The organism is Microbacterium lacusdiani, from assembly GCF_054779895.1.
The window spans coordinates 151,741-178,035 of the sequence record NZ_BAAGXJ010000003.1; the positions used below are offsets into that span (position 1 = coordinate 151,741).

The window sequence follows — 26,295 nt, forward strand, 5'->3', positions numbered from 1 at the left end:
GCCCCGGTGGCGTCAGTCCTTCGCGGCGCTGTCGGAGATCCGCAGGTCCAGCCGGAAGTCCACGGGGAAGGTCCCGAACAGGAGGCGGCCGGCCGAGGCGGCCGAGGCGCGCATGGCCTCGGCCGCCTCCTCCGCCTGCTCGGCCGGCGCGTGCACGAGGACCTCGTCGTGGAGGAAGAAGGCGATGTGCGCGCGCCGGGCGAACGCCGGCCCGGACCGCGGCGCCGCCCGATCGGCCGCGACCGGGGGCAGCTGCGCGAGGCGCAGGCGCAGGTCGGCGAGCCACGCGAGCGCCCACTCCGCCGCGGTCCCCTGCACCACGAAGTTCCGCGTGAACCGGCCGCGGTCGCGCCCGATGCGACGGGCGCGGCTCTCGTCGGCGGCGGATGCGGCGGGCCCGGACGCCCGCTCCTGGGCCGCGCGCCACGCCGCCTCGGGCGGTCGCGAGGTGCGGCCGAGCCAGGTGGCGACCACGCCGCCCTCCTCCCCCATGCGCGCGGCGGCGTCGACCAGCCCCATCGCCTGCGGGAAGACCTTGCGCAGCCGAGGCACGAGGCGACCGGAGTCGCCGGTCGTCGCGCCGTACATCGCGCCCAGCACCGCGATCTTCGCCTCGGCGCGCGTCGCGACCGCCCCGCTCGCGACGATGCCCTCGTAGAGGTCGCGGCCTCGTGCGGCGTCGGCCATCCGCTCGTCTCGCGCCATGGCGGCGAGCACGCGCGGCTCGAGCTGCGCGACGTCCGCCCCGACGATGCGCCAGCCCGGATCCGCCCGCAGCGCCCCGCGCAGCTGGCGCGGGAGCTGCAGCGCGCCGCCGCCGGACGACGCCCAGCGCCCGGTGACGACGCCGCCGGGCACGTAGACGGGGCGGAAGCGCCCGTCGTGCACCCACTCGTCGAGCCACGCCCACCCGTTCGCCGTGAGCAGGCGCGCGAGGCGCTTGTACTCGAGCAGGGGCGGGATGGCGGGGTGATCGATCTGGCCGAGCTCCCACTTGCTCGTGGACTCCACGAGGATCCCCGCGTCGTGCAGCGACTTCAGCAGGCGCGGCGGGGAATCGATCGAGACCGTCGGGTCGTCCAGGGCCTCCCGCACCTCCGCCGCGACACGCGCCATCCGCTCGGGGACGCCGCCCACCCGGCGGGGGCCCAGCACGTCGGCGAGGATGGCGGCGTGGTGCTCCGCGTCCCAGGGAACGCCGGCCACGCGCATCTCGCAGGCGACCAGAGCACCGGCCGACTCCGCGGCCAGCAGGAGGCGCATCCGCCCGGGATCCGCGGCGCGCGCCGCGGCGTCATCCTGGCGCGCGAGCTCCGCCACGATCTCGCGCAGGTCGTCCCGAGGCGGCGCCGAGGGCCCCGCCTCGAGGTCGAAGAGGGCCTCCGCGCGGTCCGCCGTCGCGTCGTCGGGTGCATCCCAGGCCGTCGCGGCCCGCAGCTCCGCCGCGCCGGGGACCGCGTCGCGGAGGATCGCGTGACACAGGCGCAGGTCGTGGCAGCGCCCGACGCGCACGCCGGCCGCGAGCAGTGCGGGGTACCACGCGGCGGTGCTTGACCAGACCCAGCGCACCCCTCGCCCCGAGGCAGCCGCCTCCGACTCGCGCTCGGCGACCCAGGCGGGCAGCTCCGCGGTGGTCAGCGGCCGTCGGCCGCGCTCGCGGTCCCGGTCCAGCGCGATCGCGACGACTCCCCCGCCGGGCGTGCGTCCCAGCGCGATCCGGTCGGCATCCGCCCACGGCGACATGTCCGCGCCCATGGACGCGGTCGCGACCGGATCAGAAGAGGACGTCACCGCCGACCGCGTCCGGCGCCGGCGCCGACGAGTGCGCGTCGAGGTCGCGGCGGAAGCTCGCGCGCGCGTCCATCGACTCGTTGGCCGCCGCGTCGGCGAGCTTGTTCGCGTTGCGCGGCACCCACTCGAACGTGACGGTGCGCCCGCCGATCAGCTCGTGCGCGCGGCGCGCCAGCACCTGCATGTCGGGGTGCTTGATCTTCCAGCGGCCGGTCATCTGCTCGACCACCAGCTTGGAGTCCATGCGCACGTGGATCGCCTTCGGGTCGCGCTCGAGCGCCGCCTGGATGCCCGCGATCATGCCGTTGTACTCGGCGACGTTGTTGGTGGCCACGCCCACGTAGACCCCGAGTTCGCTGATGACCTCGCCCGTCGCGGGGTCGATCACGACCGCGCCGCCCGCCGCGACGCCGGGGTTGCCGCGGGATCCGCCGTCGGCCTCGACGATGAGCGCCCCCGCGCTCACTCGGCGCCCTCCGTGAACCGCACGCCGCCCGGGGTGAGGCCGGACTCCGCCGTCCGCACCGCGATCGTGCCGCACTCGGGGCAGTGCGCGACCTCGTCGGCGGGGGTGTCGCGCAGCTTCTGCAGATCGCTCGGCGGCAGCACCATGTTGCACGCGCCGCACATGCCGCGCGTGAACAGGGCCGCGCCGACGCCGCGGGCCGCGATCCGCTCGTACAGCCCGAGCAGGTCCGACGGCAGGCGCCCGGCGACGGCCGCGCGGTCGCGCGTGAGCGACTCGATGTCGCTCGTCGCCTTCGCCACGAGCGCCTTGGCCTCGGCGCTGAGCCGCTGGCCCTCCGACGTCGTCTGGTCCATGAGCGCCTGCTGCTCGGCCAGCGCGGCCTCGGCCTGCTCGAGCTTCTCCATGAGCTCCAGCTCGGCGTCCTCGAGATCGCTGCGGCGGCGGTCGAGGCTCGCGATCTCGTGCTCGAGGCCCTGCGCGTCCTTCGCGCTGGAGGTCGAGGCGAGCCGCTCGGCGTCGCGCGCCCGGCGCGCCGACACGACCTCGACGTCGGCCTCGATGCGCTTGAGCTCGGTCCGCAGGTCGTCGCGAGCGCCGGCGCGCGCGGCCAGCTCGCGGCCGAGCGTCGTGCGCTGCGCGATCAGCTCCTGCACGCGGGCCGCCTGCGGTGGGTTCTTCCGCGCGTGCTCGGCCTGCGCCAGGCGGCGGTCGATGTCGGCGACGTCGAGCAGGAGCAGCTGGTCGGAGGGGTTGGCTTTCATGTGGGCCCTGCCGGGATCGAACCGACGACACCCTGGGTGTAAACCAGGTGCTCTACCAGCTGAGCTAAAGGCCCGTTCCTCGAGTCTACGGGGCGGCCGTGCGCCATCCGCGACGAGGAGAGTCAGCCGAGCCGGACGGGATCCCCGACGCGGATCTCGCCCCCGGCGCCCTCGGGCAGCAGCAGGATGCCGAGCGTCGGCTCGGCCTGCGCGAACTCGCGGGTGAGGATCCGGAGGAGCCCCGCGTCCCGCTCCCCGGTGTCGGGGTTGGCGTGGATGGCGAGGCAGCGTCCGATCGGCCCCTGCACGCGGAAGGCGACCGCGCCGATCGTGACGCGGCCGGCCCAGGACAGCTCCGCCCAGGCATCGGTCCCGCCGATCACGATGTTGGATCGGAACCGCGACCCGCAGGCGCCCCGGCTCCTCGTCGTACGTCACGTGCAGGCGCGCGAGCGAGGGGAAGTCCATGAGCGCGAGGCCGCGGCTCTTGGGCCAGTGGTCCAGGCCGTCACGGTCCTCCGGCGTCGCGGCGTCGGCGAACCGGAACGCGAGCACGCGGTCCCCCACCACCCGGCCGTCCGGCCCGACGACCAGCGATTCGCGGCGCTCGGGCGTGAACCCCTTGACAGGATGGCGATACAGGGACTGCACGAATTGCACGCTTCCATCCTGCCTCTCCGCGTGGGGCTAGGCTGATGGGCGATCACGCGTGCGCACCCGACCCGTCGGCGCACGCGCAGGCACGTTTTCGCGAGGCACGACCTGCCCCGCTCGACGAAAGGGCATCCGGTGGCTGTTCACGACCAGGATCCGTACTCGCAGGGACCCCTCGACAGCGATCCCGAAGAGACCAGCGAGTGGCAGCAGTCACTGGATGAGCTCGTCGACGCGAAGGGGCACCAGCGCGGTCGCGAGATCATGCTGAGCCTCCTCAAGCGCTCGAAGGACCTGCACCTCGGCGTCCCGATGGTGCCGACCACGGACTACGTCAACACCATCGCGCCCGAGGACGAGCCCGAGTTCCCCGGCGACGAGGAGCTCGAGCGCCGCTACCGCTCGTGGATCCGCTGGAACGCGGCCCTCACCGTGCACCGCGCGCAGCGCCCCGGCATCGGCGTCGGCGGCCACATCTCGACCTACGCGTCGTCGGCGTCGCTGTACGAGGTCGGCTTCAACCACTTCTTCCGCGGCCAGGACCACCCCTCCGGCGGCGACCAGATCTTCATCCAGGGTCACGCCTCCCCCGGCACCTACGCCCGCGCGTTCCTCGAGGGCCGCCTGTCCGAGGGCCAGCTCGACGGCTTCCGCCAGGAGAAGTCGGCCGGCGCGAACGGCCTGTCGTCGTACCCGCACCCGCGCCTCATGCCGGAGTTCTGGCAGTTCCCCACGGTGTCGATGGGCCTCGGCCCGATCAACGCGATCTACCAGGCGCTCACCAACAAGTACCTCACCAACCGCGGCATCAAGGACGTCTCCGACAGCCGCGTGTGGGCGTTCCTCGGCGACGGCGAGATGGACGAGGTCGAGAGCCGCGGCCAGCTGCAGGTCGCCGCGAACGAGGGCCTCGACAACCTGACGTTCGTGGTCAACTGCAACCTGCAGCGCCTCGACGGCCCCGTGCGCGGCAACGGCAAGATCGTGCAGGAGCTCGAGAGCTTCTTCCGCGGCGCCGGCTGGAACGTCATCAAGGTCATCTGGGGCCGCGAGTGGGACGACCTGCTCGCCCGCGACACCGAGGGCGCGCTGCTCAACCTGATGAACAGCACGCCGGACGGCGACTTCCAGACCTACAAGGCCGAGTCGGGCGCCTACGTGCGCGAGAACTTCTTCGGCCGCGACCCGCGCGCGCTCGAGCTCGTCAAGGACTACACGGACGAGCAGATCTGGGGCCTGCGCCGCGGCGGTCACGACTACCGCAAGGTGTACGCGGCGTTCAAGGCCGCCATGGAGCACAAGGGCCAGCCGACCGTCATCCTCGCCCACACCATCAAGGGCTACGGCCTCGGGCCGCACTTCGAGGGCCGCAACGCGACCCACCAGATGAAGAAGATGACGCTGGACGACCTCAAGCTGTTCCGCGACACCATGCACATCCCCGTGACCGACAAGCAGCTGGAGGAGAACCCCTACCAGCCGCCGTACTACCACCCGGGTGAGAACGACGAGACGATCCAGTACATGCTGGAGCGCCGTCGTCAGCTGGGCGGCTTCCTGCCCGAGCGCCGCAGCAAGTACACGCAGATCCCGCTCCCGCAGGACAAGGACTACGCGCTGCTGAAGAAGGGCTCCGGCACGCAGGAGGTCGCCACCACGATGACGTTCGTGCGTCTCGTGAAGGACCTGCTCAAGGTCGACGGCTTCGGCAACCGCATCGTCCCGGTCATCCCGGATGAGGCGCGCACGTTCGGCATGGACTCGTACTTCCCGACGGCGAAGATCTACAACCCGCACGGCCAGAACTACACGTCGGTCGACCGCGAGCTGCTCCTGGCCTACAAGGAGAGCCCGCAGGGCCAGATCATCCACGTCGGCATCAACGAGGCCGGCGCCCTCGCGGCCTTCACCGGCACCGGCACGTCGTACGCGACGCACGGCGAGCCCCTGATCCCGATCTACATCTTCTATTCGATGTTCGGCTTCCAGCGCACGGGCGACGCCCAGTGGGCGGCCGGCGACCAGATGGCGCGCGGCTTCATCATCGGCGCGACGGCCGGCCGCACCACCCTGACGGGCGAGGGCCTGCAGCACGCCGACGGCCACTCGCACCTGCTCGCGGCCACCAACCCCGCGACGGTCTCGTACGACCCCGCCTACGGCTACGAGATCGCGCACATCGTGCGCTCGGGCATCGAGCGGATGTACGGCGGCCAGCACGAGGACCCGGACGTGATGTACTACATCACCGTCTACAACGAGCCGATCGTGATGCCGGCCGAGCCGGAGAACGTGGACGTCGACGGCATCCTCCGCGGCATCCACCGCATCTCGGAGGGCCAGGGCGACGGACCCCGCGTGCAGCTGCTCGCGTCGGGCGTCGGCGTGCCGTGGGCGCTCGAGGCGCAGGAGCTGCTCAAGAACGACTGGGGCGTGATCGCCGACGTGTGGTCGGTCACCAGCTGGACCGAGCTGCGCCGTGACGGCCTCGCGGTCGACGAGCACAACTTCCTGCACCCGGAGGCCGAGCCGAAGACCGCGTACATCACGGAGAAGCTGCGCGGCGCCGAGGGCCCCGTGATCGCGGTCAGCGACTTCATGCACGCCGTGCAGGATCAGATCCGCCCGTGGGTTCCGCAGCGCTACCTGACGCTCGGCGCCGACGGCTTCGGCTTCTCGGACACCCGCGCCGCGGCCCGTCGCTTCTTCAAGATCGACGGCCCGTCGATGGCGGTCCGCGCGCTGCAGGGTCTCGCCGACGAGGGCAAGGTCGACCGCTCGGTCATCGGCCAGGCCATCGAGAAGTACCGCCTCCACGACGTCAACGCCGGCACGTCCGGCAACGCCGGCGGGGAGAGCTGAGCGCGGTCGTGGCGAACGCTCAGGACGCCACGCCCCCGCTCGACAAGACCGCGACGCTGGCATGGCTGCGCCGGATCTCCGGGGATCTGGCGACGGCCACCACGACGCGGCTCGAGCAGTCGCTGTCGTGGTACTCCGACATGCCGCCTGCGCGACGATCGGCCGTCGGCCTCGTCGCGCAGGCGGGCATCACGTCGTTCATCCAGTGGTACGACGACCCGACGTCCACCCCGTGGATCGCGGCGGACATCTTCGCGGCCGCGCCGCGTGAGCTGCTGCGCAGCGTCAGCCTCCAGCAGACGCTGCAGCTGATCCGGATCACGGTGGAGGTCGTCGAGGAGCGGGTCGCGTCCAAGAGCGATGACCTGCGCGAGGCGATCCTGCTGTACTCGCGCGAGGTCGCGTTCACCGCGGCGGACGTGTACGCGCGCGCCGCCGAGTCCCGCGGGCTGTGGGACGCGCGCCTCGAGGCTCTGGTCGTCGACTCGATCCTGACCGGCGAGGCCGATGAGGAGCTGCCGAGCCGCATCGCGGCGCTCGGGTGGCACGGCCACGGCGAGGTCTGCGTGCTCGTGGGCACGGCCCCGCAGCTCTTCGACGTGGACCAGGTGCGCCGCACGGCGCGCAAGCTCGGCGTGGACGTGCTGGTGGGCGTGCAGGGATCCCGGCTCGTCGTCGTGATCGGCCGGGCGCAGCCCGCCGGCGAGGAGCCCGACGCGGACTGCATGCCGTTCGGCGAGATCGCCACGCACCTGGAGCCGTCGTTCGGCGAGGGCTACCTCGTGCTGGGTCCGACCGTGCCCGCGCTGGTCGACGCGAGCCAGAGCGCCCGGGCGGCGCTCGCGGGCTTCGCCGTCGCGCGCGGCTGGCGTCATGCGCCCCGACCCGTCGAGGCGGACGACCTGCTGCCCGAGCGCGCCCTCGCGGGCGACCCGGTCGCGAAGCAGACGCTCGTCGACCGGATCTACCGCCCGCTCGCGGCGCACTCCACGGACCTCGTCACGACGCTGTGGAGCTACCTCGACAACGGACGGTCGCTCGAGGCAACGGCGCGCGAGCTCTTCGTCCACCCGAACACCGTGCGCTACCGCCTCAAGCGCGTCAGCGACGTGATCGGATGGGACGCCACGGGTCCGCGTGAGGCGCTCATCCTGCAGACCGCGCTGATCCTGGGCTCGATCGGCTCCGCGGACGCCGGACGGCGCCGCGCCGCCGTCCGCCGCCCGCGCTGATCGTTACACGACACATACAACTGTTCGCGGGAATCTTGTGAGGCCCCCGCCAGCGGTCGCCCGTGAAGGTTGGCAGACTGGTCGGGTGATCGTCGTCGTCTGCCCTGGACAGGGCTCGCAGACCCCTGGCTTCCTCTCCCCCTGGCTCGAGCTGGACGGCGCCCGCGAGCGCCTCGCCGCGTTCTCCGAGGCCGCCGGCGTGGACCTCGTCGCGCACGGCACGGAATCGGACGCGGACACCATCCGCGACACCCGCATCGCGCAGCCGCTCATCGTCGCGGCCAGCGTGCTGGCGTGGGAGCAGCTGACCGCGAGCGGCGCCCGCCCGGACGGCGTCGCCGGACACTCGGTCGGCGAGGTCGCCGCGCTCGTGGCCGCCGGTGTGATCGATGCCGAGTCCGGCATGCGACTGGTGGGCGTGCGCGGCCGCGCGATGGCCGACGCCGCGGCGCAGGTCGAGACCGGCATGAGCGCGGTCGTCGGCGGCGACGAGGCCGAGGTCCTCCAGGCGATCGCCGACAACGGCCTCACCCCCGCGAACTACAACGGCGCCGGCCAGATCGTCGCGGCGGGCGAGCTGCCCGGCCTCGCGGCGCTCGCGGAGAACGCCCCTCGCGGCAGCCGCGTCATCCCGCTCCAGGTCGCCGGCGCGTTCCACACGCGCTTCATGGCACCGGCCAAGGATGCCCTGCAGGCGGCGGTCGACGCGATCGAGGACATCGCCGACCCCGCCCTGCGCCTGTGGACCAACAGCGACGGCGGCACGGTGGGCTTCGGCCCGCGCGCGCTCGAGCTGATCGTGCACCAGGTCGCGGCGCCCGTGCGCTGGGACCTCTGCATGGCGTCGTTCGCGGACCGGGGCATCACGGGCCTGATCGAGCTCGCGCCCGCCGGCGCGCTCACGGGGCTCGCCAAGCGCGGCCTGCGTGGCGTGCCCACGGTGGCCGTGAAGACGCCGGACGACCTCGCGGCAGCCCTCGAGCTGCTCGCGGCCTGAAGAAGAACGGATAACGCAGGATGACCGTCACGCTCAAGGAGGCCGTCGGGGCCCCGCACTCCCGCATCTACGCACTTGGAGCCGCACGCGGCGAGAACGCCGTGCCCAACGCGGACCTGATCGGGCCGATCGACTCGAGCGACGAGTGGATCCGCCAGCGCACGGGCATCGTGACCCGCGTCCGCGCCACGGCCGAGACCGACGCGATCGACCTCGCCAGCGCTGCCGCGCAGCAGGCGATCGAGCGCGCGGGCGTAGACCCCGCCGAGGTCGACCTCGTGATCGTCGCGACCATCAGCAACCCGAAGCAGACGCCGTCGGTGTCGGCGATCGTGGCGGACCGCGTGGGCGCCAATCCCGCCGCGGCGTACGACGTCAACGCCGCGTGCGCCGGCTACTGCTACAGCATCGCGCAGGCCGACGCGCTCATCCGCGCCGGCGCCGCCCGCTACGCGCTGGTCGTCGGCGCCGAGAAGCTCAGCGACATCGTCGACCCGGCCGACCGCAGCATCTCGTTCCTGCTGGGCGACGGCGCGGGCGCGGCGCTGCTCGGCCCGAGCGACACCCCCGGCGTGTCGGCCTCGATCTGGGGCTCGGACGGCTCGAAGGCGGGCGCCGTGGGCATGAACCACACGCTCACGGAGTTCCGCGACGGCGTGTCCGAGTGGCCCACGCTGCGTCAGGAGGGCCAGACCGTCTTCCGCTGGGCCGTCTGGGAGATGGCCAAGGTCGCCAAGCAGGCGCTCGAGGCCGCCGGCGTGCAGCCGGAGGACCTGGCCGCGTTCATCCCCCACCAGGCGAACATGCGGATCATCGACGAGTTCGCGAAGCAGCTGGGCCTGCCCGACACCGTCAAGATCGCGCGCGACATCGAGACGACGGGCAACACGTCGGCCGCATCGATCCCCCTCGCCACCCACCGGCTGCTCGAGGAGAACCCCGAGCTCAGCGGCGGGCTCGCCCTGCAGATCGGCTTCGGCGCCGGCCTCGTCTTCGCGGCGCAGGTCGTCGTCCTCCCGTGACGGCGCGCGCCGCGACCCTAGACTGAACCACGGTTCCGTCGTCCGATAACCCGAGAAACCCTAGGAGAAACCCCATGGCATACACCAGCGACGAGGTCCTCGCCGGCCTGGCCGAGCTGATCACCGACGAGACGGGCATCGCCGCCGAGGAGGTCGCGCTCGAGAAGTCGTTCACCGACGACCTCGACATCGACTCCATCTCGATGATGACGATCGTCGTGAACGCCGAGGAGAAGTTCGGCGTCACGATCCCCGACGACGAGGTCAAGAACCTCAAGACGGTGAAAGACGCCGTCGACTTCATCACGTCGAACCAGTGAGTCGCGGGGTGCCGCATCGCCGCTCGGCGGTGCGGCACCCGCGTCCGCATCACCTAACGGAGTACGAGGAACCAGCATGACCAAGAGCATCGTGGTCACCGGCATCGGAGCGACCTCCGCCCTGGGCGGCACCGCCCCCGAGAACTGGCGCAACCTGCTCGACGGCGTCTCGGGCGCGCGCGCCCTCGAGCACGAGTGGGTCAAGACCTACGACCTGCCCGTGACGTTCGCCGCCGAGGCGTCCGTCCGGCCGGAGGAGGTGCTCGAGCGCCCCGTCGCGAAGCGCCTGGACAAGTCCGCGCAGTTCGCGCTGATCGCGGCCATGGAGGCGTGGGCCGACGCCGGCTCCCCCGAGGTCGAGCCCGAGCGGCTCGGCGTCGACTTCGCGACCGGCATCGGCGGCGTCTGGACGCTGCTGGACGCGTGGGACACGCTGCGCGAGAAGGGCCCGCGCCGCGTCATGCCGATGACCGTGCCGATGCTCATGCCGAACGCGGCGGCCGGAAACCTCTCCCTGCACTTCAACGCACGTGCCTTCGCCCGCACCGTCGCGTCGGCCTGCGCCTCGAGCGTCGAGTCGATCGCGAGCGCGTACGAGCACCTGCAGCTCGGCCTCGCCGACGTGGTGATCGCCGGTGGTGCCGAGTCGGCGATCCACCCCATCACGATCGCGTCGTTCGCGTCGATGCAGGCGCTGTCGCGCCGGAACGACTCCCCCGAGACCGCCTCGCGCCCGTTCTCCGTGGACCGCGACGGCTTCGTCATGGGCGAGGGCGCGGCCGCGCTGATCCTCGAGACCGAGGAGCACGCGCTCGCCCGCGGCGCGAAGATCTACGCGCGCCTGGTGGGATCGGCCGTCACGGCCGACGCGCACCACATCACCGCCAACGACCCGAGCGGCGCCGGCGCGGCCCGTGCCGTGCGCCAGGCGCTCGAGCAGGCGGGACGCTCCGCCGACGATGTCACCCACATCAACGCGCACGCGACGTCGACCCCGGTCGGCGACCCGTCCGAGTACAAGGCCCTGCAGTCCGTCTTCGGCGACCGCGTGCACGACATCCCCGTGTCTGCCACCAAGGCGTCGACCGGCCACCTGCTCGGCGGCACGGGCGCGATCGAGTCGGTGTTCACGATCCTCGCGCTGCGCGATCGCGTCGCACCCCCGACGATCAACCTCGTCGATCAGGACCCGGAGATCCCGCTCAAGGCGTCGAGCAGCCCGCAGCCGCTCGGCGACGGCCCGCAGCTGGCGATCTGCAACTCGTTCGGCTTCGGCGGCCACAACGCCGTCGCGGCGTTCGCGTCGTACGACGACTGAGGCTTCGCGCCCCGCGGGGCGCACACGAAAGAGGCCCCTGGTTCTCCAGGGGCCTCTTTCCTGTCTCCGGAGTGACGCCTTCTCACCCGCCGGGAATGCTCACCGACAGCCGGTACCGACGCCGCTCCGTGGTCTCAAGGGCGGATCATCCCACCTTGTGCAGCCACACGACGGGCGCGTCGTCGCTCGCGTGGCGGAAGGGCTCGAGCTCCTCGTCCCATGCGGAGCCGAGCGCGATGTCGAGCTCGCGCTGCAGCTCGATCGGGTCGCCCGCGGCGAGCTCCATCGCGTAGCGGATCCGGTCCTCGGGCACGACGACATTGCCGGAGGTGTCCATCTGCGCGTAGTGGATGCCGAGGTCGGGAGTGTGCATCCAGCGGCCGCCGTCGCTGCGGGGCGTGGGGTCCTCGGTCACCTCGAAGCGCAGGTGCTCCCACCCGCGGATGCCCGTGGCCAGGGCCGCGCCGGTGCCGGCAGGGCCCTCCCAGTAGAACTCCGCGCGCCGTGATCCGGACAGCACAGGCTGATCCGCCCACTCGAAGTTCACGGCCCGGCCGAGCGAACGACCGACCGCCCACTCCAGGTGGGGGCACAACGCACGTGGCGCTGAGTGGATGTACACCACTCCGCGCGCCATTGGTGTCGCCATGATCTCTCCGTTTCGTCAGGTGCGTCTTCCCCTACGACCTGACCGGCGGATCCGGCTGACATCTCTTCAGTTCTCCCAGCATTATGACCGGCGCGCCCTCGAATCACAAGCGTGTCATTCGCTCCTCTTCTCCGGCGGTGTCATCCGCCCGGGGTGTAGATCCACACGGCGTCGCTGCGCGTGCCGTCCATGCCGTGCTCGCCGCCCCAGTCCGTGCCGCCGAGCAGCACGAGCCGGTCGCCCGCCCACACGGCGTCGCCGGGCGTGGTCGGGCGGCCGTCGGGCTGCGGCAGCGCCGTCCACGTGCCCTGGCGGTCGTCGAACACGTATCCGTCGGCGACCGCGTACCGTCCGCCCTCGACTCGGTGCAGCCATCCCGAGAACGCCTCGGCGTCGGGCGGGTCCGGAAGGAGGGACCAGACGCCGCCGGGGAGGTCGACGACGACGCCGTACGGCAGCACCTCGCCGAAGCCGTCCGCCTCTCCCCCGTCGGAGCCGCCGAGCGCGGGATCCACCAGCCGCTCGCCGGTCCAGACCCAGCCCTCGGGATGGATGGACCCGGTCGTCGGCAGCTCGCGCCAGGCCTCGGCACCGGGCTCGAGGAGCGCGAGACGCTCGAAGCCTGGCGCGCTCTCGGCGACGTCCGAGATCGGGACGCCCGAGAGCACGACGCCGAAGGGCGTGGAGACCGCGTGCCGCAAGAACGACGACGGGAACGGGTCGTCCGGCAGGGCCGACCAGCTTCGGGCATCGAGGTCGTACGCCTGGTCAGGGCGCTCACCGTGCTCATCGTCGGGCGAGACGAACAGCACCCGTTCGCCGTCGGAGACCGGCATCATGCTGCGCAGGTCGGGAACGTCGCGCAGCTCGGTCCAAGCGTCCTCGGCGAGGTCGTAGACCAGCACGGCGGAGCCCTCGGATGTGCCGACGTTGACGAAGACCTGCCCCGCCGCGAAGGCCGCGTCGGGCACGCGGAGCTCCATCGGTGCCGGCGCGAGCGTTCGCCACGTCCCGCTGTCGGGGTTCAGCGCGGCCCCGTCGGCCGCCCAGCCCTCCATCACGCAGTCCGCGGTCGGCGGGCACGGCGGGCCGACGTAGCCGCCGAGCACGAGCAGCTCCTCCCCCGTCCAGGCTGTGACCGCGTGCTCGCGCGGTTCCAGCGGGAAGTCGTCGGCCTGCGTCCATCCGGCGGCGACGGCCGGGACCTGGAAGATCGCCTCGCGTTCCAGAGCGGACAGCACGGACTCCCACATCGCGCCCTCGGCTCCCACGCCGCACTCCTCCGGGGCATCGGGGATCGGCACCCAACCCCCGCCGCCGAGGATCAGATCGCCGATGCGCACGGTGCCGTGCCCCGGCACGTCCACGCTCTCGCCATCGTCGGCGAGGATCGAGCCGAACGGGAACTGCAGCGGCGTCTCGCGCTCGCCGACTGTCAGGCCCAGGCACCCCCCGTCAAGACGGGTCAGGGTGCCGGTGATGATCGCATCCATCCCCATCGCCGGCTTCGACGGAGCCGCCATCATGATCGACGCGCCCGCGCGCTGGACACCGGATCCGGGGCCGCTCGCGCATCCGGAGACGAGCGCGACGGCCAGCACGCAGGCGGCGGCCGCCAGGAACCGCGATGTCCTCATGACCGAGAGTGTCGCGCGCGGCGCGATCGTCTCAACCGCGCGATTCGCCGATCGTCGCCGCGGCCGCCGCCGCGATCACCGCGTCGATGGATCCCGTCTCCTGGTGCACCGCCCGCAGCCGGTCCGAGCCCGTGCCTCGTCGCAGGATGTCCGCGACGCCGCGCTCCACGAAATCCTCGTCGCCGTTGCGCCGCAGCTCGAGGCGCACGGTGTCGATCATCCGCGCGATCACGTCTCGTGCCGCGCACGGACGCCCGGTCGTGGGATCGACGAGCCGGTCGGTCACGCCGTGCCGGGCGGCCTGCCACGACGCGAGCCGGATCACCGGGGTCGGCACGTCCGGCGGCGGCACGCCGCGCCGCCACTCGTCCGCCGCGTGGTCGACCAGCGCGCGGATGAGGCAGGCCAGCGTGGCGCCGTCCTCGGCCGTGAGGCACACGTCGGCGATGCGCGTCTCGACCGTGTCGTGGCTGTGCGACAGGCGCGCGTCGAAGTAGAGCATCCCCGTGTCGAGGATCGCGCCCGTGTCGACCAGAGCCTGCTCCAGCGCGCGGTACGCCTCGACCGATCCGAACACGTCGTTGGGGCCCGCGGTCGGCCAGTGATGCCACACCACGAACCGGAAGCTCGCGTAGCCCGTGTCCTCGCCCTCGCGGAACGCGGAACTCGCGGAGAGCGCCAGCACGAGGGGCAGCCACACGCGGATGCGATCGAGCACCGCCACGCCCTCGTATGGGCTGTCTATGCCGGTGTGGACATGGAAGCCGCACTCGAGCGTCGCGCGGGCCATGCCGGCATAGCCATCCTCGATGGCCTTGTACCGCTCCTTCACTGTGACGTGCGGGCGCACGCTCAGCGGCGAGGCAGCCAGGGCGATCGCCCGTCCTCCCTGTTCGCGGGCGAGCGCGTCGGCCGTGCGCCGACCATCCCGCATGCAGTGCAGGAGGTCGTCGCGCTCGGTGCAGGGCCGCGAGATGACCTCGATCATCTCCTGCTGCATCTCGGCCTCGAGCGTGAAGCCGCGGGCCGCCGTGTCGCCGGCCGACTCCAGGATCACCGGGGCCAGCGCACGCGGCACCCCGCTGCGCTCATCCACGAGCAGCAGCTCCTCCTCGACGCCGAACGTGCGCATACTCCACCATGCGCACGCCGCGGGCACCGACGAAAGGCTCTTCCGCACGGAGGCGCGCTCCGCTATAGACGCCACGGCCCGCTGACCGGGATCCGCCGAACCAAGAACCTGCCGGTTAACAGCCGACCTTGGTGGGGCGGGTGGGACTCGAACCCACGCATCGTCGGGTTATGAGCCCGCTGCCTTGACCATCTTGGCCACCGCCCCGTGTGGTTACGAGCCTAACGCGGAGCGGCGCGACCGCCTGCGCGCCGAGGGGTGTCAGCGGCGACGCCCGCGCCCGATCGACCTCGTGAACCAGCCCTCGGTGGCGATCGCCTGTTCGACCGTGCCGCCGGCCATGTATCCCGCTGCGAGTCCAGAGAAGCTCGCGAAGCAGTCGTCGCAGAGGGTCCTGGTGGCCGTCTTCCTTCCCGGTCCGGGGAAGCGCTTGCGGCATTGATCGCACGTGGCCATGCGGTCACTCTCGCAGACGCGCCGGGAGGCGCACAACGGCCGCGCCGCCAGGGAACAGCCGCCGGATGTGGCTCTAGCGCGATGCGTCGTCGGACTCGTCGTCCGGCGGCATGCGCCGGGTCAGGAGGTCGTCCGGATCCCGCATCGCGCGCAGCTCGTCGAGCGCCGTCGCGCCCCGCTGCTCCCCTGTCTCGCGCGCGGCGCGGTCGATGCCCTCGTCGCGGCCGCGGGCGATCCCGAGCTCCTGGCTCTCGCTGACGACCTGCGGGTGGTGCCGTGCGAGCAGGAACACGCCGTAGGAGGCGATCGCGCCCGCGATCACGAACACGACCAGCGCCCACACGGGCGCGTGCGAGGCCTCGCCGAGCACGATGGCGCCGATGAGGACCGCGACGATCGGATCGATCACGGTCAGGCCTGCGATCACGAGGTCCGGCGGCCCGGAGGAGTAGGCCGTCTGCACGAAATACCCGCCTGCTGCGGCCGCGGCGAGCAGCGCCACCAGGCACACGATCGTGATCCATTCGAAGTCGCCGGACTTGATCCGGACGATCACGACCTTCGCGAGCGTGGCGACGAAGCCGTAGAGCACGCCAGCGGCGGAGATGTAGAACAGGGCGCTCATCCTGTGGCGCAGCATGACCCACGTGGTGATGAGCAGGATCGTCACGATCAGCAGGATCGCCAGCACCGTGAGCAGCTCGAAGTCGCTCAGCGGCCGCTCGGTCGCGTACAGGGCGGCGACGATCACGAACAGGAAGATGCCGCCCACGCACAGACCGATGGACCCGAGCGATGCGCGCGTGGGGATGTGGCCGGTCATCTGCGCGTTCAGGAGCGTGGTGATCACGAGCGAGACCGCGCCGAGCGGCTGCACGACGATCAGCGGCGCGACAGACAGCGCGCTGAGCTGGCAGATGATGGCCACGGCCAGCAGGATCGTGCCGATCACCCAGGACGGGCGCGTGAGCAATCGCCAGAGGTGCGAGATTCCGAGACCCGTCTCGCCCGTCTCGCCCGAGATGCGCTCGACCTTGCGGACGCCTCGGCTCTGATACTGCGCGCCGAGCGACATGAACACCGCGCCCGCGAGCGCGAGCGGGATGCCGAGCAGCAGCCCGGGGTTCTGGAACGCTCCGACGAGCACCTCGCCGACGCCGTCCACTCCGGCCAGAGTCCCCCACTGCACGGTCCCACGGTACCCGCCGACCCCCGCATTACGCTGGAGGCATGGCCGTGCTCCCGATCCGCATCATGGGCGATCCCGTCCTCCACGCTCCCGCATCCCCCGTCGAGGCGATCACGGACGAGATCCGCGCACTGGTCGCGGACATGTTCGAGACCATGGATGCCGCCCCCGGGGTCGGGCTGGCCGCGCCGCAGGTCGGCGTCCCGCTGCGGATCTTCACGTACTCGTACGAGGACGATGAGGGCGCGCCGTGGCGCGGGGTCATCCTGAACCCCGAACTCTGGATGACGCCGCTCGTCCCGGGCGAGCCGGACGAGGACGAGGAGTCGGAGGGGTGCCTGTCGTTCCCCGGGGAGCGGTTCGCGCTGCGCCGCTCGGAGCGGGTCGTCGTGACGGGAACGGATCTGGACGGCGAGTCGGTGCGGATCGAGGTCGACGGCTGGCGCGCGCGCATCATGCAGCACGAGTTCGACCACCTGGACGGCGTGCTGTACATCGACCGGCTCACCGGATCGGACGCGAAGCTGGTGGCGAAGATCGCGCGCAAGCGCGGATGGGGACGCCCGGGCGCCAGCTGGATGCCGGGCATCGACGACCTCGAGGGCTGATCGGGGCCCGCTGGGCGGGGCGCACGCTGGCCCCGCCGCCGCGCACCGGTCTACTGTGAGCCGCAGAGGCGGCGGCACGCCTGCCCCGGACCCGATCGGAGGCGGACCATGGTCCAGACGCACCGGGCGCGAACGATCGCGGCGGCGGGCATCCTGACGACGACGCTCGCGATCGGCGGCTGTGCGACGATCGGACAGCTGTTCGGCGGCGGAGCGCCGCAGCGTGACGACGAGACCAACCAGGTGACCGAGTCGGCGGACGTCGACGTGTTCCAGCTCCAGGTGCGCGATTGCCTGAGCCTCGGTGACGACAGCCAGTTGTCGTCGGCGTCGGTGGTCCCGTGCTCCGAGCCGCACACCGACGAGATCTACCACGAGTTCGAGCTGCCCGACGGCGACTGGCCCGGCGAGGAGGCGGTCCAGCAGGCCGCGGACGAGGGCTGCTACAATGCGTTCGAGCCGTTCGTCGGCAAGGCCTACGAGGAGTCCGTTCTCGAGTACATCTACCTCACGCCGACCGAGGCCGGATGGACCGACACCGGCCTGCAGGACCGGCTCATCCAGTGCGTCGTCTATGAGCCGGGCGATGGCGCCCCGGTCGAGATCGAAGGGTCCCTCGAGGGATCCGCCCGCTGAAGCCGCAACGACAGGAGGGATCCGCCGCCATGACCATCGAGGACAACGGCCCACGTCCGAACGCGTTCGACATCGAGACCGCCACCATCGAGAACGACACCTACCGGACGGTCGCGTGGACCGGCCGCTACCTGCAGGTCACCCTCATGTCGATCCCGGTCGGAGAGTCCATCGGACTCGAGGCGCATCCCGAGACCGACCAGTTCCTGCGCATCGACGCCGGACGTGGCCGCTGCGTCATGGGGCCGGCCGAGGACCGGCTCGATTTCGAGCAGGAGGTCTCGGACGGCTGGTCCATCCAGGTCCCCGCCGGCACCTGGCACGACGTCATCAACACGGGTGACGAGCCGCTGCGGCTCTACACCGTCTACGCGCCGGTGCACCACGCCAGCGGCATCGTGCAGGAGACGAGCGAGGACGCCGAGCGCGACGAGTCCTCGGGCGCCGACGAGCCGCCCGCCTGGACCGTGCAGCCCTCCGAGGACGCGCCGGATCAGCACGCCTGACGCGGGTTCACCCTCCGCCCCGGTCGTTGAGCTGAGGCGCGCCAGCGCCGGAGTCGAAACGTCGCCGAGCCTCCCGCCGGTTTGACCTCCCTCCCGGTCGTTCGGCGGGTTGCCCCCCCGGTCGTTGAGCGGAGGCGCGCCAGCGCCGGAGTCGAAACGTCACCGAGCCTCCCCTCCGCGCCGCGCCCCTTCGTCCACAGGATGCGCGTTCGCCGGGTTGTTCACAGATTTGGTGGTTTCGGCGTGTGACCGGGGGGGTTCCGGGGTCTGGATGTCGGTGGCCCGGAGGATGATCGGGGTATGACCTTCCTCGACGACTTCCAGGCGCAGGTGGACGCGATCGCCTCGCTCGTGCCCTCGGACGTCGCGCAGGTCGCAGCGATGTCGGATGACGATGCGCTGCGGTTCATGGACCTGTCGGCCGCGTTGCGCAAACACGGCGACCGGTTCAGTGTGATCGCGGCCGGGGTGGTCGCTTCGCGGTCCTCGCGGGATGCCGGCCATGGCGGGCTGGCGCAGGGGCGCGGGCACCGGAACGCGGTCGCGCTGGTGCAGGAGGTGGCCGGGACCTCGCGCGGCGAAGCAGCGCGGCAGGTGCGGCTGGGGCAGTCGCTGCTCGAGACCGCACAGACGGAGGGGCCGGATGTCGCCGACGCACCGGATGTGCCCGTCGCCGTGCCGTGGCATGCGCCGCTGGACCGCGCGCTCCTCGACGGCGCGCTGACCTCGGCTCAGATGGATGCCATCACCCGCGGGCTGGGCGCCCCGCCGGAAGGAGCCGAGGAGGCGTGGCGGCTCGCCGCCGAACAGCTGGTCACGGCGGTGTCGGAATACACGGTCGAGGACCTCGCAGCCACGGCACGGGCAGTGCGGGACCGGCTGGACCCCGAGGGGGCGGAAGAGAGGTTCCTGGCCCGGTACGAGGCACGCGGGTTCCGGATGTGGACCGACGCCCACGGCGGCAAACACGCCCGCTTGGACTTCGACGACGAAGGCGCCGCGTGGGTGCAGTCCCTCATCGCCGCCGGGCTCCGACCCCGACTCGGCGGACCCCGCTTCGTCGACAGCGAGGAGGCCGCGAAGGCGCAGTCGCTGGTGGAGGACCCGCGCTCGAACGAGCAGCTCGAGTACGACCTGCTCATGGATGTGCTCCGGGCCGGCGCGCTCGCCGATGCCGAGCAGGTGTTCGGCGCGCGGCAGCCCGGGGTGCGGCTCGTGTCGGTGCTCGAGGACAGCAAGCCCGGGCCCGGGCACACCGAGGACGGCGGGCACTCCCTGCCCGCCCCCGCGATCGAGCAGGCCATCTGCAACACCGGGTACACCCCCGTGACCGTCGACGCGTGCGGGAACCCGCTCGACGTCGGCCGGGAACAGCGGCTGTTCACCCCGAAACAGCGCATCGCCCTGGCGGTCCGCGACGGCGGATGCATGTGGCACGGCTGCGGCATGCCCGCCTCCTACTGCGAAGCCCACCACATCGACGAATGGTCCGCCCACGAGGGGCGCACCGACATCGACCGGGGAATCCTGCTCTGCCGGTTCCATCACATGAACCTGCACCACCACGGGCACCGCATCACCCGAGAGCGGGGCGGGCCGTTCGTCCTGCACCCACCCGGCGGGGAACCGGTTCCGCTCCATTCCAGATCACCGCTGCGATGGATGTGGGACCCACCACCGAGGGCAGTTCAGTCGCCAGGCCTGTCGGCCGCGATCGCCGCGACAGCCTCGATCTCGACGAGCTGGTCCTCGTAGCCCAGCACGGTCACGCCCACCAGTGCGCTCGGCACGTCGTGATCGCCGAACGCGTCCTGGCCACGTCCGTGATCGTCGCCTCCGCGGCGCGCACCGCTCAGGCCCAGGCCCCGCAGACATCGCGGCGAGACGCCCAGCGGCCGCGGGCCGCGGCATCCGTCATCGCAGGAAGTCGGCGGGGTCGAACTCCTCGATGGGGATGACGCGCACGCGCGGCAGCGGAGCGTCGAATGCACGGGCGTCGTACTCGAGGTCGAACAGCTCGAGTCCCGGGATGCCGGAGAACTCAGCGCTGCGGAACTCATGGAAAGCGAGCACGCCGACGCGCCGATCGCCGACGAGCCGCGCGACGTCGTCGACGAAGTCGCGGTCGTGGCTGACGAGGACCACGTCACCCTCGCGGTCGGCGAGCGCGCGCAGGGTGCGCTGGATGCCGATGTCCACGACCTTCGCGTCAGCCGCGCCGGACAGCGGAACCGGCTGGTAACCGAGAGCGAGCAGCGCCTGAACGAAGGGCATGGGCAGATTCGTGCTGGCGTTCAGGAAGAAGAGTCCGTTGGCTGGGTTGCCCCACCGTTCCGCGACGAATGTGAGCAGGCGGTCCCACCGCGGTCGCTCGTCGGGCTGCGGCCGACGCCCCAGAATCGAGCCGCCGAGGGTTGCGTCGATGTTCTCGCCGTCGACCAGGACCCAGGTCCTGCGTTCCGCCACTGGCCATCCCCCGTTCGTCCGACGGCCGGAGGCCGCTGACCCCGACCGTAGCAGGGTGCCACGGGCCGCGGCATGAGCACAGACGACGAAAGCCCCGTCGCGAGGACGGGGCTTTCGGAGTGGCTCCCCGGCTTGGACTCGAACCAAGAACCTGCCGGTTAACAGCCGGCTGCTCTGCCAATTGAGCTACCGAGGATCACTGTCGCCCGCATCGGGGCAACCAGACGATATTAGCAAACGCCGGAGCGTGCTCACGACACGGGCGTGCGCCCTGGCGTGTCGGGCGTCCACAGCACCTGTCCCCCGGCCGTCTGGGCGACGACATGCCCCGCGTGCAGGCGCAGCTGAGCTGCGCCGAGCTCCCGGATGAACGCCTCGTCGTTGGTCGCGATCACCGCCGCCATGCCCCATTCGCGGCGCCGGCGCACGATCGCGTCGTAGACGACGTGACGCACCTCGAGGTCGATGTTGGCGAGCGGCTCGTCGGCGACCAGCACGCGCGGATCCAGCACGAGCGCCCGAGCAATGCCGACGCGTTGACGCATGCCGGCGCTCAGCTCGAACGGGAACTTCTCGGCCGCGCCAAGGGGCAGGTGCATCTCGTCCAGCAGCGCCGCGACGCGCACGGCGACCGCCCGGGCGTTGACGCGCCGGTCGCGCGACGTGATCGGCTCGGCGATCGTCTCGCCGACCGTGAGCCGTGCGGGCAGGATGGCCGCGGCCCCCTGCGGCACGTGCCCCACGCGGTAGGTCAGCACCCGCCGGTCCCTGCCCTTGCGGCGCACGTCGATGCCGGTGACCTTCGCGCGCCCGCCCGACACCACGAGTGAGTCGTCCGTCACACCGGCCAGCACCGACAGCAGGCTGGACTTGCCCGATCCGGTGGGGCCCGACACGCACAGCGTCTCGCCCGCCGGGAGGGTGAACGTCACCCCGTCCACCGCCCGGGTCTCGGGACCGCGGCCGCGGCGGCTCACGCTCAGGTCGCTGCAGACGACGGCGTTGGCGGGGTCATCCGGGACGCGGAACATCATCCCATCCTGCCCGCCGGAGGGCGGCCGGGCCAGCACCAGTCCCGCTGGTCAGTCGACCTCGATGAGCGCGCGGCGCTCGGCATCGATGTCGCGGAGCCGCACCCGCAGCGCTCGGCCCTCGTCCGACGTGGGCGACGTGCGCTGCACGGCGCCGAGCAGCTCGGTCTTCTCCTGATCCAGCGCGCGCAGCACCAGGCGGCGGCAGATATCGGTGACCGATGCGACCGCATGGTCGTCGTCGCGCGCCGGGAAGTCCCGCGCCAGCAGCTGGCCCGCGAGCAGACGGTAGGGCTCGCGCACGGCCTCGATCGCCGCCATGGCCCAGCCCGGGCGCGTGCGGTCCGCGGCTGCGGCCACGCTCGCGCGGACGGCCTCAAGGGCGGTGGTGCGGAACGGGATCGCGAGCGCGCGAGCGAGGATGCCCGGATCGATCCGGTGGCCGTACAGCAGGACGCCCGTGAGCGCATCCCTCTCGAGCGCCACGTCGGTGGTGCGCGGCAGCGTCTCGAGGGTGACCCGCTGCATCGGCTGCTCGGTCGCAGGAGCGGGCTCCGAGCCGGGCATGGGCCGGGGCCCGTCGCCGCGCGGTGCCCGGCTGTCGCCGCGACCGCCGGCACGATCGCCGGAGCCGCCGGCCCGGTCGCCGCCTGCGCGCCGCGCAGCGCTCTCGACCTCGCCGTGCACGTCGCGGGGCTCCATGCCGAGCTTGCGGGCGAGCACGCGCTCGTAGCCGGCGCGCACCATCCGGTCCCGGATGGCCGCCACGATCGGTGCGGCGGACCGCAGCGCGCCGATCCGTCCCTCCACGCTCCCGAGGTCGAAGCCCGCGATGCGCCGATCGATCACGAACTCGAACATCGGCACGCGGTGGTCAAGGAGGCCGCGCACGGCGCCATCCCCGCGCTGCAGACGAAGGTCGCACGGGTCGAGCCCGTCGGGCGCGACCGCCACGTAGGTCTGCGCATTGAAGCGGCCGTCCTCGGCGAACGCCCGGATCGCCGCCTTCTGGCCCGCCTCGTCGCCGTCGAACGTGAACACGACCTCGCCCGACGCCGACTCGTCGCCCATGATGCGTCGCAGGACCGTCACATGCTCCGAGCCGAAGGCCGTGCCGCACGTCGCGATCGCGGTGGTCACGCCCGCGAGGTGACAGGCCATGACGTCGGTGTAGCCCTCGACGACCACGACGCGTTTCGGGTCGCCGCGCGAGATGTCGCGCTTGGCGAGGTCGAGCCCGTACAGCACCTGCGCCTTCTTGTAGATCGGCGTCTCGGGGGTGTTCAGGTACTTCGGTCCCTGGTCGTCGTCGTAGAGCTTGCGCGCGCCGAACCCGACGGTCTGGCCGGTGACGTCGCGGATGGGCCACACGAGCCGGCCGCGGAAGCGGTCGTACACGCCGCCGCGCTGATTGGTCGACACGAGGCCTGCTGTGGTGAGCTCCTCGCGCGTGAAGCCCTGCGCCGACAACGCCTTGAGCATGCTGTCCCAGCCCTTAGGCGCGTACCCCACGGCGAAGTGCGCCGCGGCGCCCGCGTCGAAGCCCCGCTCCCCCAGGAACCGTCTCGCCGCCTCCGCCTCCGGCGACATCAGCTGCGCGCGGAAGAACTCCGCTGCCGCCGCGTTGGCGGCGAACAGGCGCGAGCGGCCGCTCGTCTCGGGCGCGGGCCCGCCGTCCTCGTAGTGCAGCGTGTATCCGATCCGGGCCGCCAGGCGTTCGACGGCCTCGGTGAACGTGACGTGGTCCATCTCGCGCAGGAACGTGTACACGTCGCCCGACTCGCCGCATCCGAAGCAGTGGTAGTAGCCGACCTGGGGCCGAACGTGGAAGCTCGGGCTCTTCTCGTCGTGGAACGGGCAGAGGCCCTTCAACGACCCGACTCCCGCCGAGCGCAGGGCGACCCGCTCCCCCACGATGTCGGCGATGTTCGTGCGCGCCTTGACCTCTTCGACGTCGGCCTGGCGGATGCGCGGCATCAGCGGGCCCCGGCGTCCACGGGCTCCGGAGCGCCCGGCCGGGTGCGGGTGCCGTGCGAGCGGTCGACGGGACGCGCGTGGCGCGGCGTCCAGATGCCCACCTCGGCGGGGTCGATCTCGCCGACCAGACGGTTGTGCCAGTCGACCGCGGTCTGGTCGGTCAGGCTCGCGACCTGGTCGACCACGACGCGCGCGCGCTCGGCGTCGGTCTCGGCGGCCAGGAAGTCGGCCGCGAAGGCGGGCTCCAGCACGTCGGCGCCCGCCGACCACAGCGCGTCGGTGGACCACAGCGCGTCCGCGAGGCGCTTGAGCACGCGGCGCTGCTCCTTGTAGACGCCCTTGCGCGCGTCGATCGTGACGATCGCCGAGCCCATGATGCCCTTGAGCACCGCGATCTCGACGTCGATCACGCGGGGCACGATCACGTGCGCGCCGTAGCGGGCCAGGGACGGCCCGGCGTAGGCCTCGCGCGTGGCCGCGACGGCCGCGCGGGCGAAGCGGCCGATCAGGTCGCTCGTGAGGTTCTTCAGGCGCGCGAGATCCTGCCGCGACCGGTCGAACGTCTTCAGCCACATCGGCTGCTGCGTCAGCCGGTACAGGCCGTCGGCGAGTTCCTCGCGCGAGTAGTCGTAGCCGACCCACTGCTGGATCCGGCCGATCAGCGGGTGATGCTCGACCGGGTCCGACAGGATCTGCAGGTCGACGTAGCCGTTCACGACCGCGTCCTCGAAGTCGTGCACCGAGTACGCGATGTCATCCGAGAGGTCCATGACCTCCGCCTCGATGCAGCGCAGCCGGCCTGGCGCGCCCTCGCGCATCCAGTGGAAGACCGCCTCGTCCTCGGGGTAGACGCCGAACTTCAGCCGTCCCCCCGGGTCCGGGATGGGGTTGTCGACCGTCCACGGGTACTTGCACGTGGCGTCGAGGCTGGCGCGGGTCAGGTTGAGCCCCACGGAGTGGTCGCGGTCGTCGAGCACCTTGGCCTCGAGGCGCGTCAGGATGCGCAGCGACTGCGCGTTGCCCTCGAAGCCGCCGATGTGCTCGGCCCACTCGTTCAGCGCGCGCTCGCCGTTGTGTCCGAACGGCGGGTGACCCAGGTCGTGGCTGAGGCACGCCGTGTCGACCACGTCGGCCGACAGACCGAGCGCGATCGCCAGCTCCCGGCCGACCTGCGCCACCTCGAGCGAGTGCGTGAGCCGATTGCGTGCGAAGTCCGCCGTGCTCGCCGGGCTGAGCACCTGCGTCTTCGCGGCCAGGCGGCGCAGACCCGCGGAGTGGAGCACGCGGGCGCGGTCGCGGGCGAAGTCGTCGCGCTCGGAGCGGTGCTTCTCGGCGAAGAAGCGCTCGGCGTCGGCCTCGCCGTACCCGCCCGGGCGCGTCCCGTCAGCCGCCACTGGTGTCCAGCTCCGCGTCCTGGAGCTCGCAGCTCGCATCCTCGCCGATCTCGCGCGAGTCGAGCCATCCCTGCGGCAGGACCGGGCGCTTGGGCGTGCCGGCGCGCCCGCGCTGGCCCTCGGCCGCGGCGCCGGGGTATGGGGCGCTGTGGTCGAGCTGGGCCAGGAGGTCGTCGATCTCGGCGAGGCTCGAGGCGGTCGCGAGGCTGGCGCGCAGGTCGCCGCCGACCGGGTAGCCCTTGAAGTACCAGGCGACGTGCTTGCGGATGTCGCGGCAGCCGCGGTCCTCGTCCTCGAAGAACTCGGTCAGGAGCTCGGCGTGACGGCGGAACGCCGTGGCGACGAAGCCGAGCGTGGCGTCCACGACGGGCGCGTCGGCGCCGAACGCCGAGGCGAGCTCGCCGAACAGCCACGGCCGGCCGAGGCAGCCGCGCCCGACCACGACGCCGTCGCAGCCGGTCTCGTCCATCATCCGGACCGCGTCCGCCGCGCTCCAGATGTCGCCGTTGCCGAGCACCGGGATGCTCGTGACGGCCTCCTTGAGCTTGCCGATCGCCGACCAGTCGGCGGTGCCCGAGTAGAACTCCGCCGCCGTGCGCGCGTGCAGCGCGACCGCGGCCGCGCCCGCGTCCTCGGCGATCTTCCCCGCGTCGAGGTACGTGATGTGGTCGGCGTCGATGCCCTTGCGCATCTTGACCGTGACCGGGACGTCGCCGGCGGCCTTGACCGCGCCCTCGACGATGTCGCGGAACAGGCCGAGCTTCCACGGCAGCGCCGATCCGCCGCCCTTGCGCGTCACCTTGGGGACGGGGCAGCCGAAGTTCAGGTCGATGTGGTCGGCCCGGTCCTCCTCCGCGATGATCCGTGCGGCCTCGGCCGTGACGACGGGGTCGACGCCGTAGAGCTGGATCGATCGCGGCGTCTCCGACTCGTGGTGCCGGATGAGGCGCATGGTCGCCTCGTTGCGCTCGACCAGCGCGCGCGTGGTGATCATCTCGCTGACGTAGAGGCCCGCGCCGTACTCGCGGCACAGGCGGCGGAACGCGGTGTTGGTGATCCCCGCCATCGGGGCGAGCACGACGGGCACGTCGAGGTCGATCGGACCGATGCTCAGCGTGCGCCGCTCGCCCGTGGCGACGGAAGCGGCAGGAGCGAGTACGGAGGTCACGGCTCCATTCTCACAGACTC

Annotated in this window: 23 protein-coding genes, 3 tRNA genes and 1 pseudogene; 10 read left to right on the forward strand and 17 right to left on the reverse strand. The window is 72.0% G+C overall.

All coding sequences use genetic code 11. The annotated features are described in order from the left end of the window. Positions 1–12 precede the first annotated feature (12 nt). The 5 genes from ACYVGN_RS02820 to ACYVGN_RS02840 all read right to left on the reverse strand — a co-directional run bounded on the left by ACYVGN_RS02820 (position 13) and on the right by ACYVGN_RS02840 (position 3,404). A complete protein-coding gene (locus ACYVGN_RS02820) occupies positions 13–1,755 on the reverse strand; it encodes a bifunctional 3'-5' exonuclease/DNA polymerase (protein ID WP_460789213.1) in 1,743 nt (580 codons plus the stop codon). Between the two features lie 19 nt (positions 1,756–1,774). Continuing rightward, positions 1,775–2,257, reverse strand: coding sequence for a reverse transcriptase-like protein (locus ACYVGN_RS02825; protein ID WP_082542937.1), 483 nt, complete (start codon positions 2,255–2,257; stop codon positions 1,775–1,777). Next, positions 2,254–3,021 carry a zinc ribbon domain-containing protein gene (locus tag ACYVGN_RS02830; protein ID WP_134745125.1) on the reverse strand — a complete coding sequence of 256 codons (768 nt, stop codon included), beginning with the start codon at positions 3,019–3,021 and terminating at the stop codon, positions 2,254–2,256. Before ACYVGN_RS02830 ends, ACYVGN_RS02825 begins: the two co-directional genes overlap by 4 nt. A gap of 1 nt (position 3,022) precedes the next feature. After that, positions 3,023–3,095 (reverse strand) — tRNA-Val (locus ACYVGN_RS02835). Between the two features lie 48 nt (positions 3,096–3,143). Further along, complete coding sequence (locus tag ACYVGN_RS02840) at positions 3,144–3,404, reverse strand: MOSC domain-containing protein (protein ID WP_230667460.1); 261 nt, start codon at positions 3,402–3,404, stop codon at positions 3,144–3,146. A gap of 406 nt (positions 3,405–3,810) precedes the next feature. On the opposite strand from ACYVGN_RS02840, the gene aceE reads away from it, so the two are divergent. The 6 genes from aceE (at position 3,811) to ACYVGN_RS02870 (ending at position 11,426) form a co-directional block, all read left to right on the forward strand. Next, positions 3,811–6,537 (forward strand): pyruvate dehydrogenase (acetyl-transferring), homodimeric type, encoded by a 2,727-nt coding sequence (aceE, locus tag ACYVGN_RS02845; protein WP_460788642.1) that lies wholly within the window; start codon positions 3,811–3,813, stop codon positions 6,535–6,537. 8 nt (positions 6,538–6,545) lie between these two features. Beyond that, positions 6,546–7,769 carry a PucR family transcriptional regulator gene (locus tag ACYVGN_RS02850; protein WP_055988718.1) on the forward strand — a complete coding sequence of 408 codons (1,224 nt, stop codon included), beginning with the start codon at positions 6,546–6,548 and terminating at the stop codon, positions 7,767–7,769. An 85-nt stretch (positions 7,770–7,854) separates the two neighbouring features. Next, complete coding sequence (locus tag ACYVGN_RS02855; RefSeq protein WP_055988719.1) at positions 7,855–8,766, forward strand: ACP S-malonyltransferase; 912 nt, start codon at positions 7,855–7,857, stop codon at positions 8,764–8,766. Positions 8,767–8,786: 20 nt separating this feature from the next. After that, the gene (locus ACYVGN_RS02860; protein WP_460788643.1) at positions 8,787–9,788 is read left to right on the forward strand and encodes a beta-ketoacyl-ACP synthase III; all 1,002 of its coding nucleotides are present in this window, start codon (positions 8,787–8,789) and stop codon (positions 9,786–9,788) included. Positions 9,789–9,862: 74 nt separating this feature from the next. Beyond that, positions 9,863–10,108, forward strand: a complete 246-nt coding sequence (locus ACYVGN_RS02865) for an acyl carrier protein (RefSeq protein ID WP_055988721.1) — start codon at positions 9,863–9,865, stop codon at positions 10,106–10,108. A gap of 76 nt (positions 10,109–10,184) precedes the next feature. Continuing rightward, positions 10,185–11,426: a beta-ketoacyl-[acyl-carrier-protein] synthase family protein gene (locus ACYVGN_RS02870; protein WP_460788645.1), complete on the forward strand. Its 1,242-nt coding sequence runs from the start codon at positions 10,185–10,187 to the stop codon at positions 11,424–11,426. Positions 11,427–11,571: 145 nt separating this feature from the next. Here ACYVGN_RS02870 and ACYVGN_RS02875 read toward each other — a convergent pair whose 3' ends face one another. The 5 genes from ACYVGN_RS02875 to ACYVGN_RS02895 form a co-directional block, all read right to left on the reverse strand. After that, on the reverse strand, positions 11,572–12,075 hold the full coding sequence (locus ACYVGN_RS02875; protein WP_055988723.1) for a DUF3145 domain-containing protein: 504 nt from the start codon (positions 12,073–12,075) through the stop codon (positions 11,572–11,574). A gap of 140 nt (positions 12,076–12,215) precedes the next feature. Beyond that, positions 12,216–13,712 carry a Kelch repeat-containing protein gene (locus tag ACYVGN_RS02880; RefSeq protein WP_460788647.1) on the reverse strand — a complete coding sequence of 499 codons (1,497 nt, stop codon included), beginning with the start codon at positions 13,710–13,712 and terminating at the stop codon, positions 12,216–12,218. 31 nt (positions 13,713–13,743) lie between these two features. Beyond that, the gene (locus ACYVGN_RS02885; protein ID WP_460788649.1) at positions 13,744–14,844 is read right to left on the reverse strand and encodes a carboxylate-amine ligase; all 1,101 of its coding nucleotides are present in this window, start codon (positions 14,842–14,844) and stop codon (positions 13,744–13,746) included. Positions 14,845–14,973: 129 nt separating this feature from the next. Next, positions 14,974–15,051, reverse strand: a tRNA-Ile gene (locus ACYVGN_RS02890). Positions 15,052–15,373: 322 nt separating this feature from the next. After that, a complete protein-coding gene (locus ACYVGN_RS02895) occupies positions 15,374–16,489 on the reverse strand; it encodes a DMT family transporter (RefSeq protein WP_460788651.1) in 1,116 nt (371 codons plus the stop codon). A gap of 41 nt (positions 16,490–16,530) precedes the next feature. Between ACYVGN_RS02895 and def the strand changes: the two genes are divergently transcribed. The 4 genes from def to ACYVGN_RS02915 all read left to right on the forward strand — a co-directional run bounded on the left by def (position 16,531) and on the right by ACYVGN_RS02915 (position 19,994). Next, on the forward strand, positions 16,531–17,097 hold the full coding sequence (gene def / locus ACYVGN_RS02900; RefSeq protein ID WP_460788653.1) for a peptide deformylase: 567 nt from the start codon (positions 16,531–16,533) through the stop codon (positions 17,095–17,097). 108 nt (positions 17,098–17,205) lie between these two features. Beyond that, positions 17,206–17,733: a septum formation family protein gene (locus tag ACYVGN_RS02905; RefSeq protein WP_460788655.1), complete on the forward strand. Its 528-nt coding sequence runs from the start codon at positions 17,206–17,208 to the stop codon at positions 17,731–17,733. A 29-nt stretch (positions 17,734–17,762) separates the two neighbouring features. After that, positions 17,763–18,239, forward strand: coding sequence for a cupin domain-containing protein (locus ACYVGN_RS02910; RefSeq protein ID WP_134747259.1), 477 nt, complete (start codon positions 17,763–17,765; stop codon positions 18,237–18,239). A gap of 300 nt (positions 18,240–18,539) precedes the next feature. Then, positions 18,540–19,994 (forward strand): HNH endonuclease signature motif containing protein, encoded by a 1,455-nt coding sequence (locus ACYVGN_RS02915; RefSeq protein WP_460788657.1) that lies wholly within the window; start codon positions 18,540–18,542, stop codon positions 19,992–19,994. Here ACYVGN_RS02915 and ACYVGN_RS02920 read toward each other — a convergent pair. The 7 genes and pseudogenes from ACYVGN_RS02920 to dusB all read right to left on the reverse strand — a co-directional run. Next, positions 19,952–20,053, reverse strand: a pseudogene (locus ACYVGN_RS02920) (RidA family protein); the annotation flags it as partial. The gene ACYVGN_RS02915 and the pseudogene ACYVGN_RS02920 overlap by 43 nt on opposite strands. A gap of 100 nt (positions 20,054–20,153) precedes the next feature. After that, a complete protein-coding gene (locus ACYVGN_RS02925) occupies positions 20,154–20,705 on the reverse strand; it encodes an NYN domain-containing protein (RefSeq protein ID WP_055988731.1) in 552 nt (183 codons plus the stop codon). A 120-nt stretch (positions 20,706–20,825) separates the two neighbouring features. Continuing rightward, positions 20,826–20,901: transfer RNA gene (locus tag ACYVGN_RS02930), tRNA-Asn, on the reverse strand. A gap of 55 nt (positions 20,902–20,956) precedes the next feature. Then, a complete protein-coding gene (locus ACYVGN_RS02935) occupies positions 20,957–21,736 on the reverse strand; it encodes an ATP-binding cassette domain-containing protein (RefSeq protein WP_460788659.1) in 780 nt (259 codons plus the stop codon). Positions 21,737–21,787: 51 nt separating this feature from the next. Next, positions 21,788–23,713 (reverse strand): DNA primase, encoded by a 1,926-nt coding sequence (gene dnaG / locus ACYVGN_RS02940; RefSeq protein ID WP_460788661.1) that lies wholly within the window; start codon positions 23,711–23,713, stop codon positions 21,788–21,790. After that, positions 23,713–25,146, reverse strand: a complete 1,434-nt coding sequence (locus ACYVGN_RS02945; protein WP_460788663.1) for a deoxyguanosinetriphosphate triphosphohydrolase — start codon at positions 25,144–25,146, stop codon at positions 23,713–23,715. Before ACYVGN_RS02945 ends, dnaG begins: the two co-directional genes overlap by 1 nt. Then, positions 25,097–26,275 (reverse strand): tRNA dihydrouridine synthase DusB, encoded by a 1,179-nt coding sequence (gene dusB, locus ACYVGN_RS02950; protein WP_460788665.1) that lies wholly within the window; start codon positions 26,273–26,275, stop codon positions 25,097–25,099. Before dusB ends, ACYVGN_RS02945 begins: the two co-directional genes overlap by 50 nt. Positions 26,276–26,295: the final 20 nt, after the last annotated feature.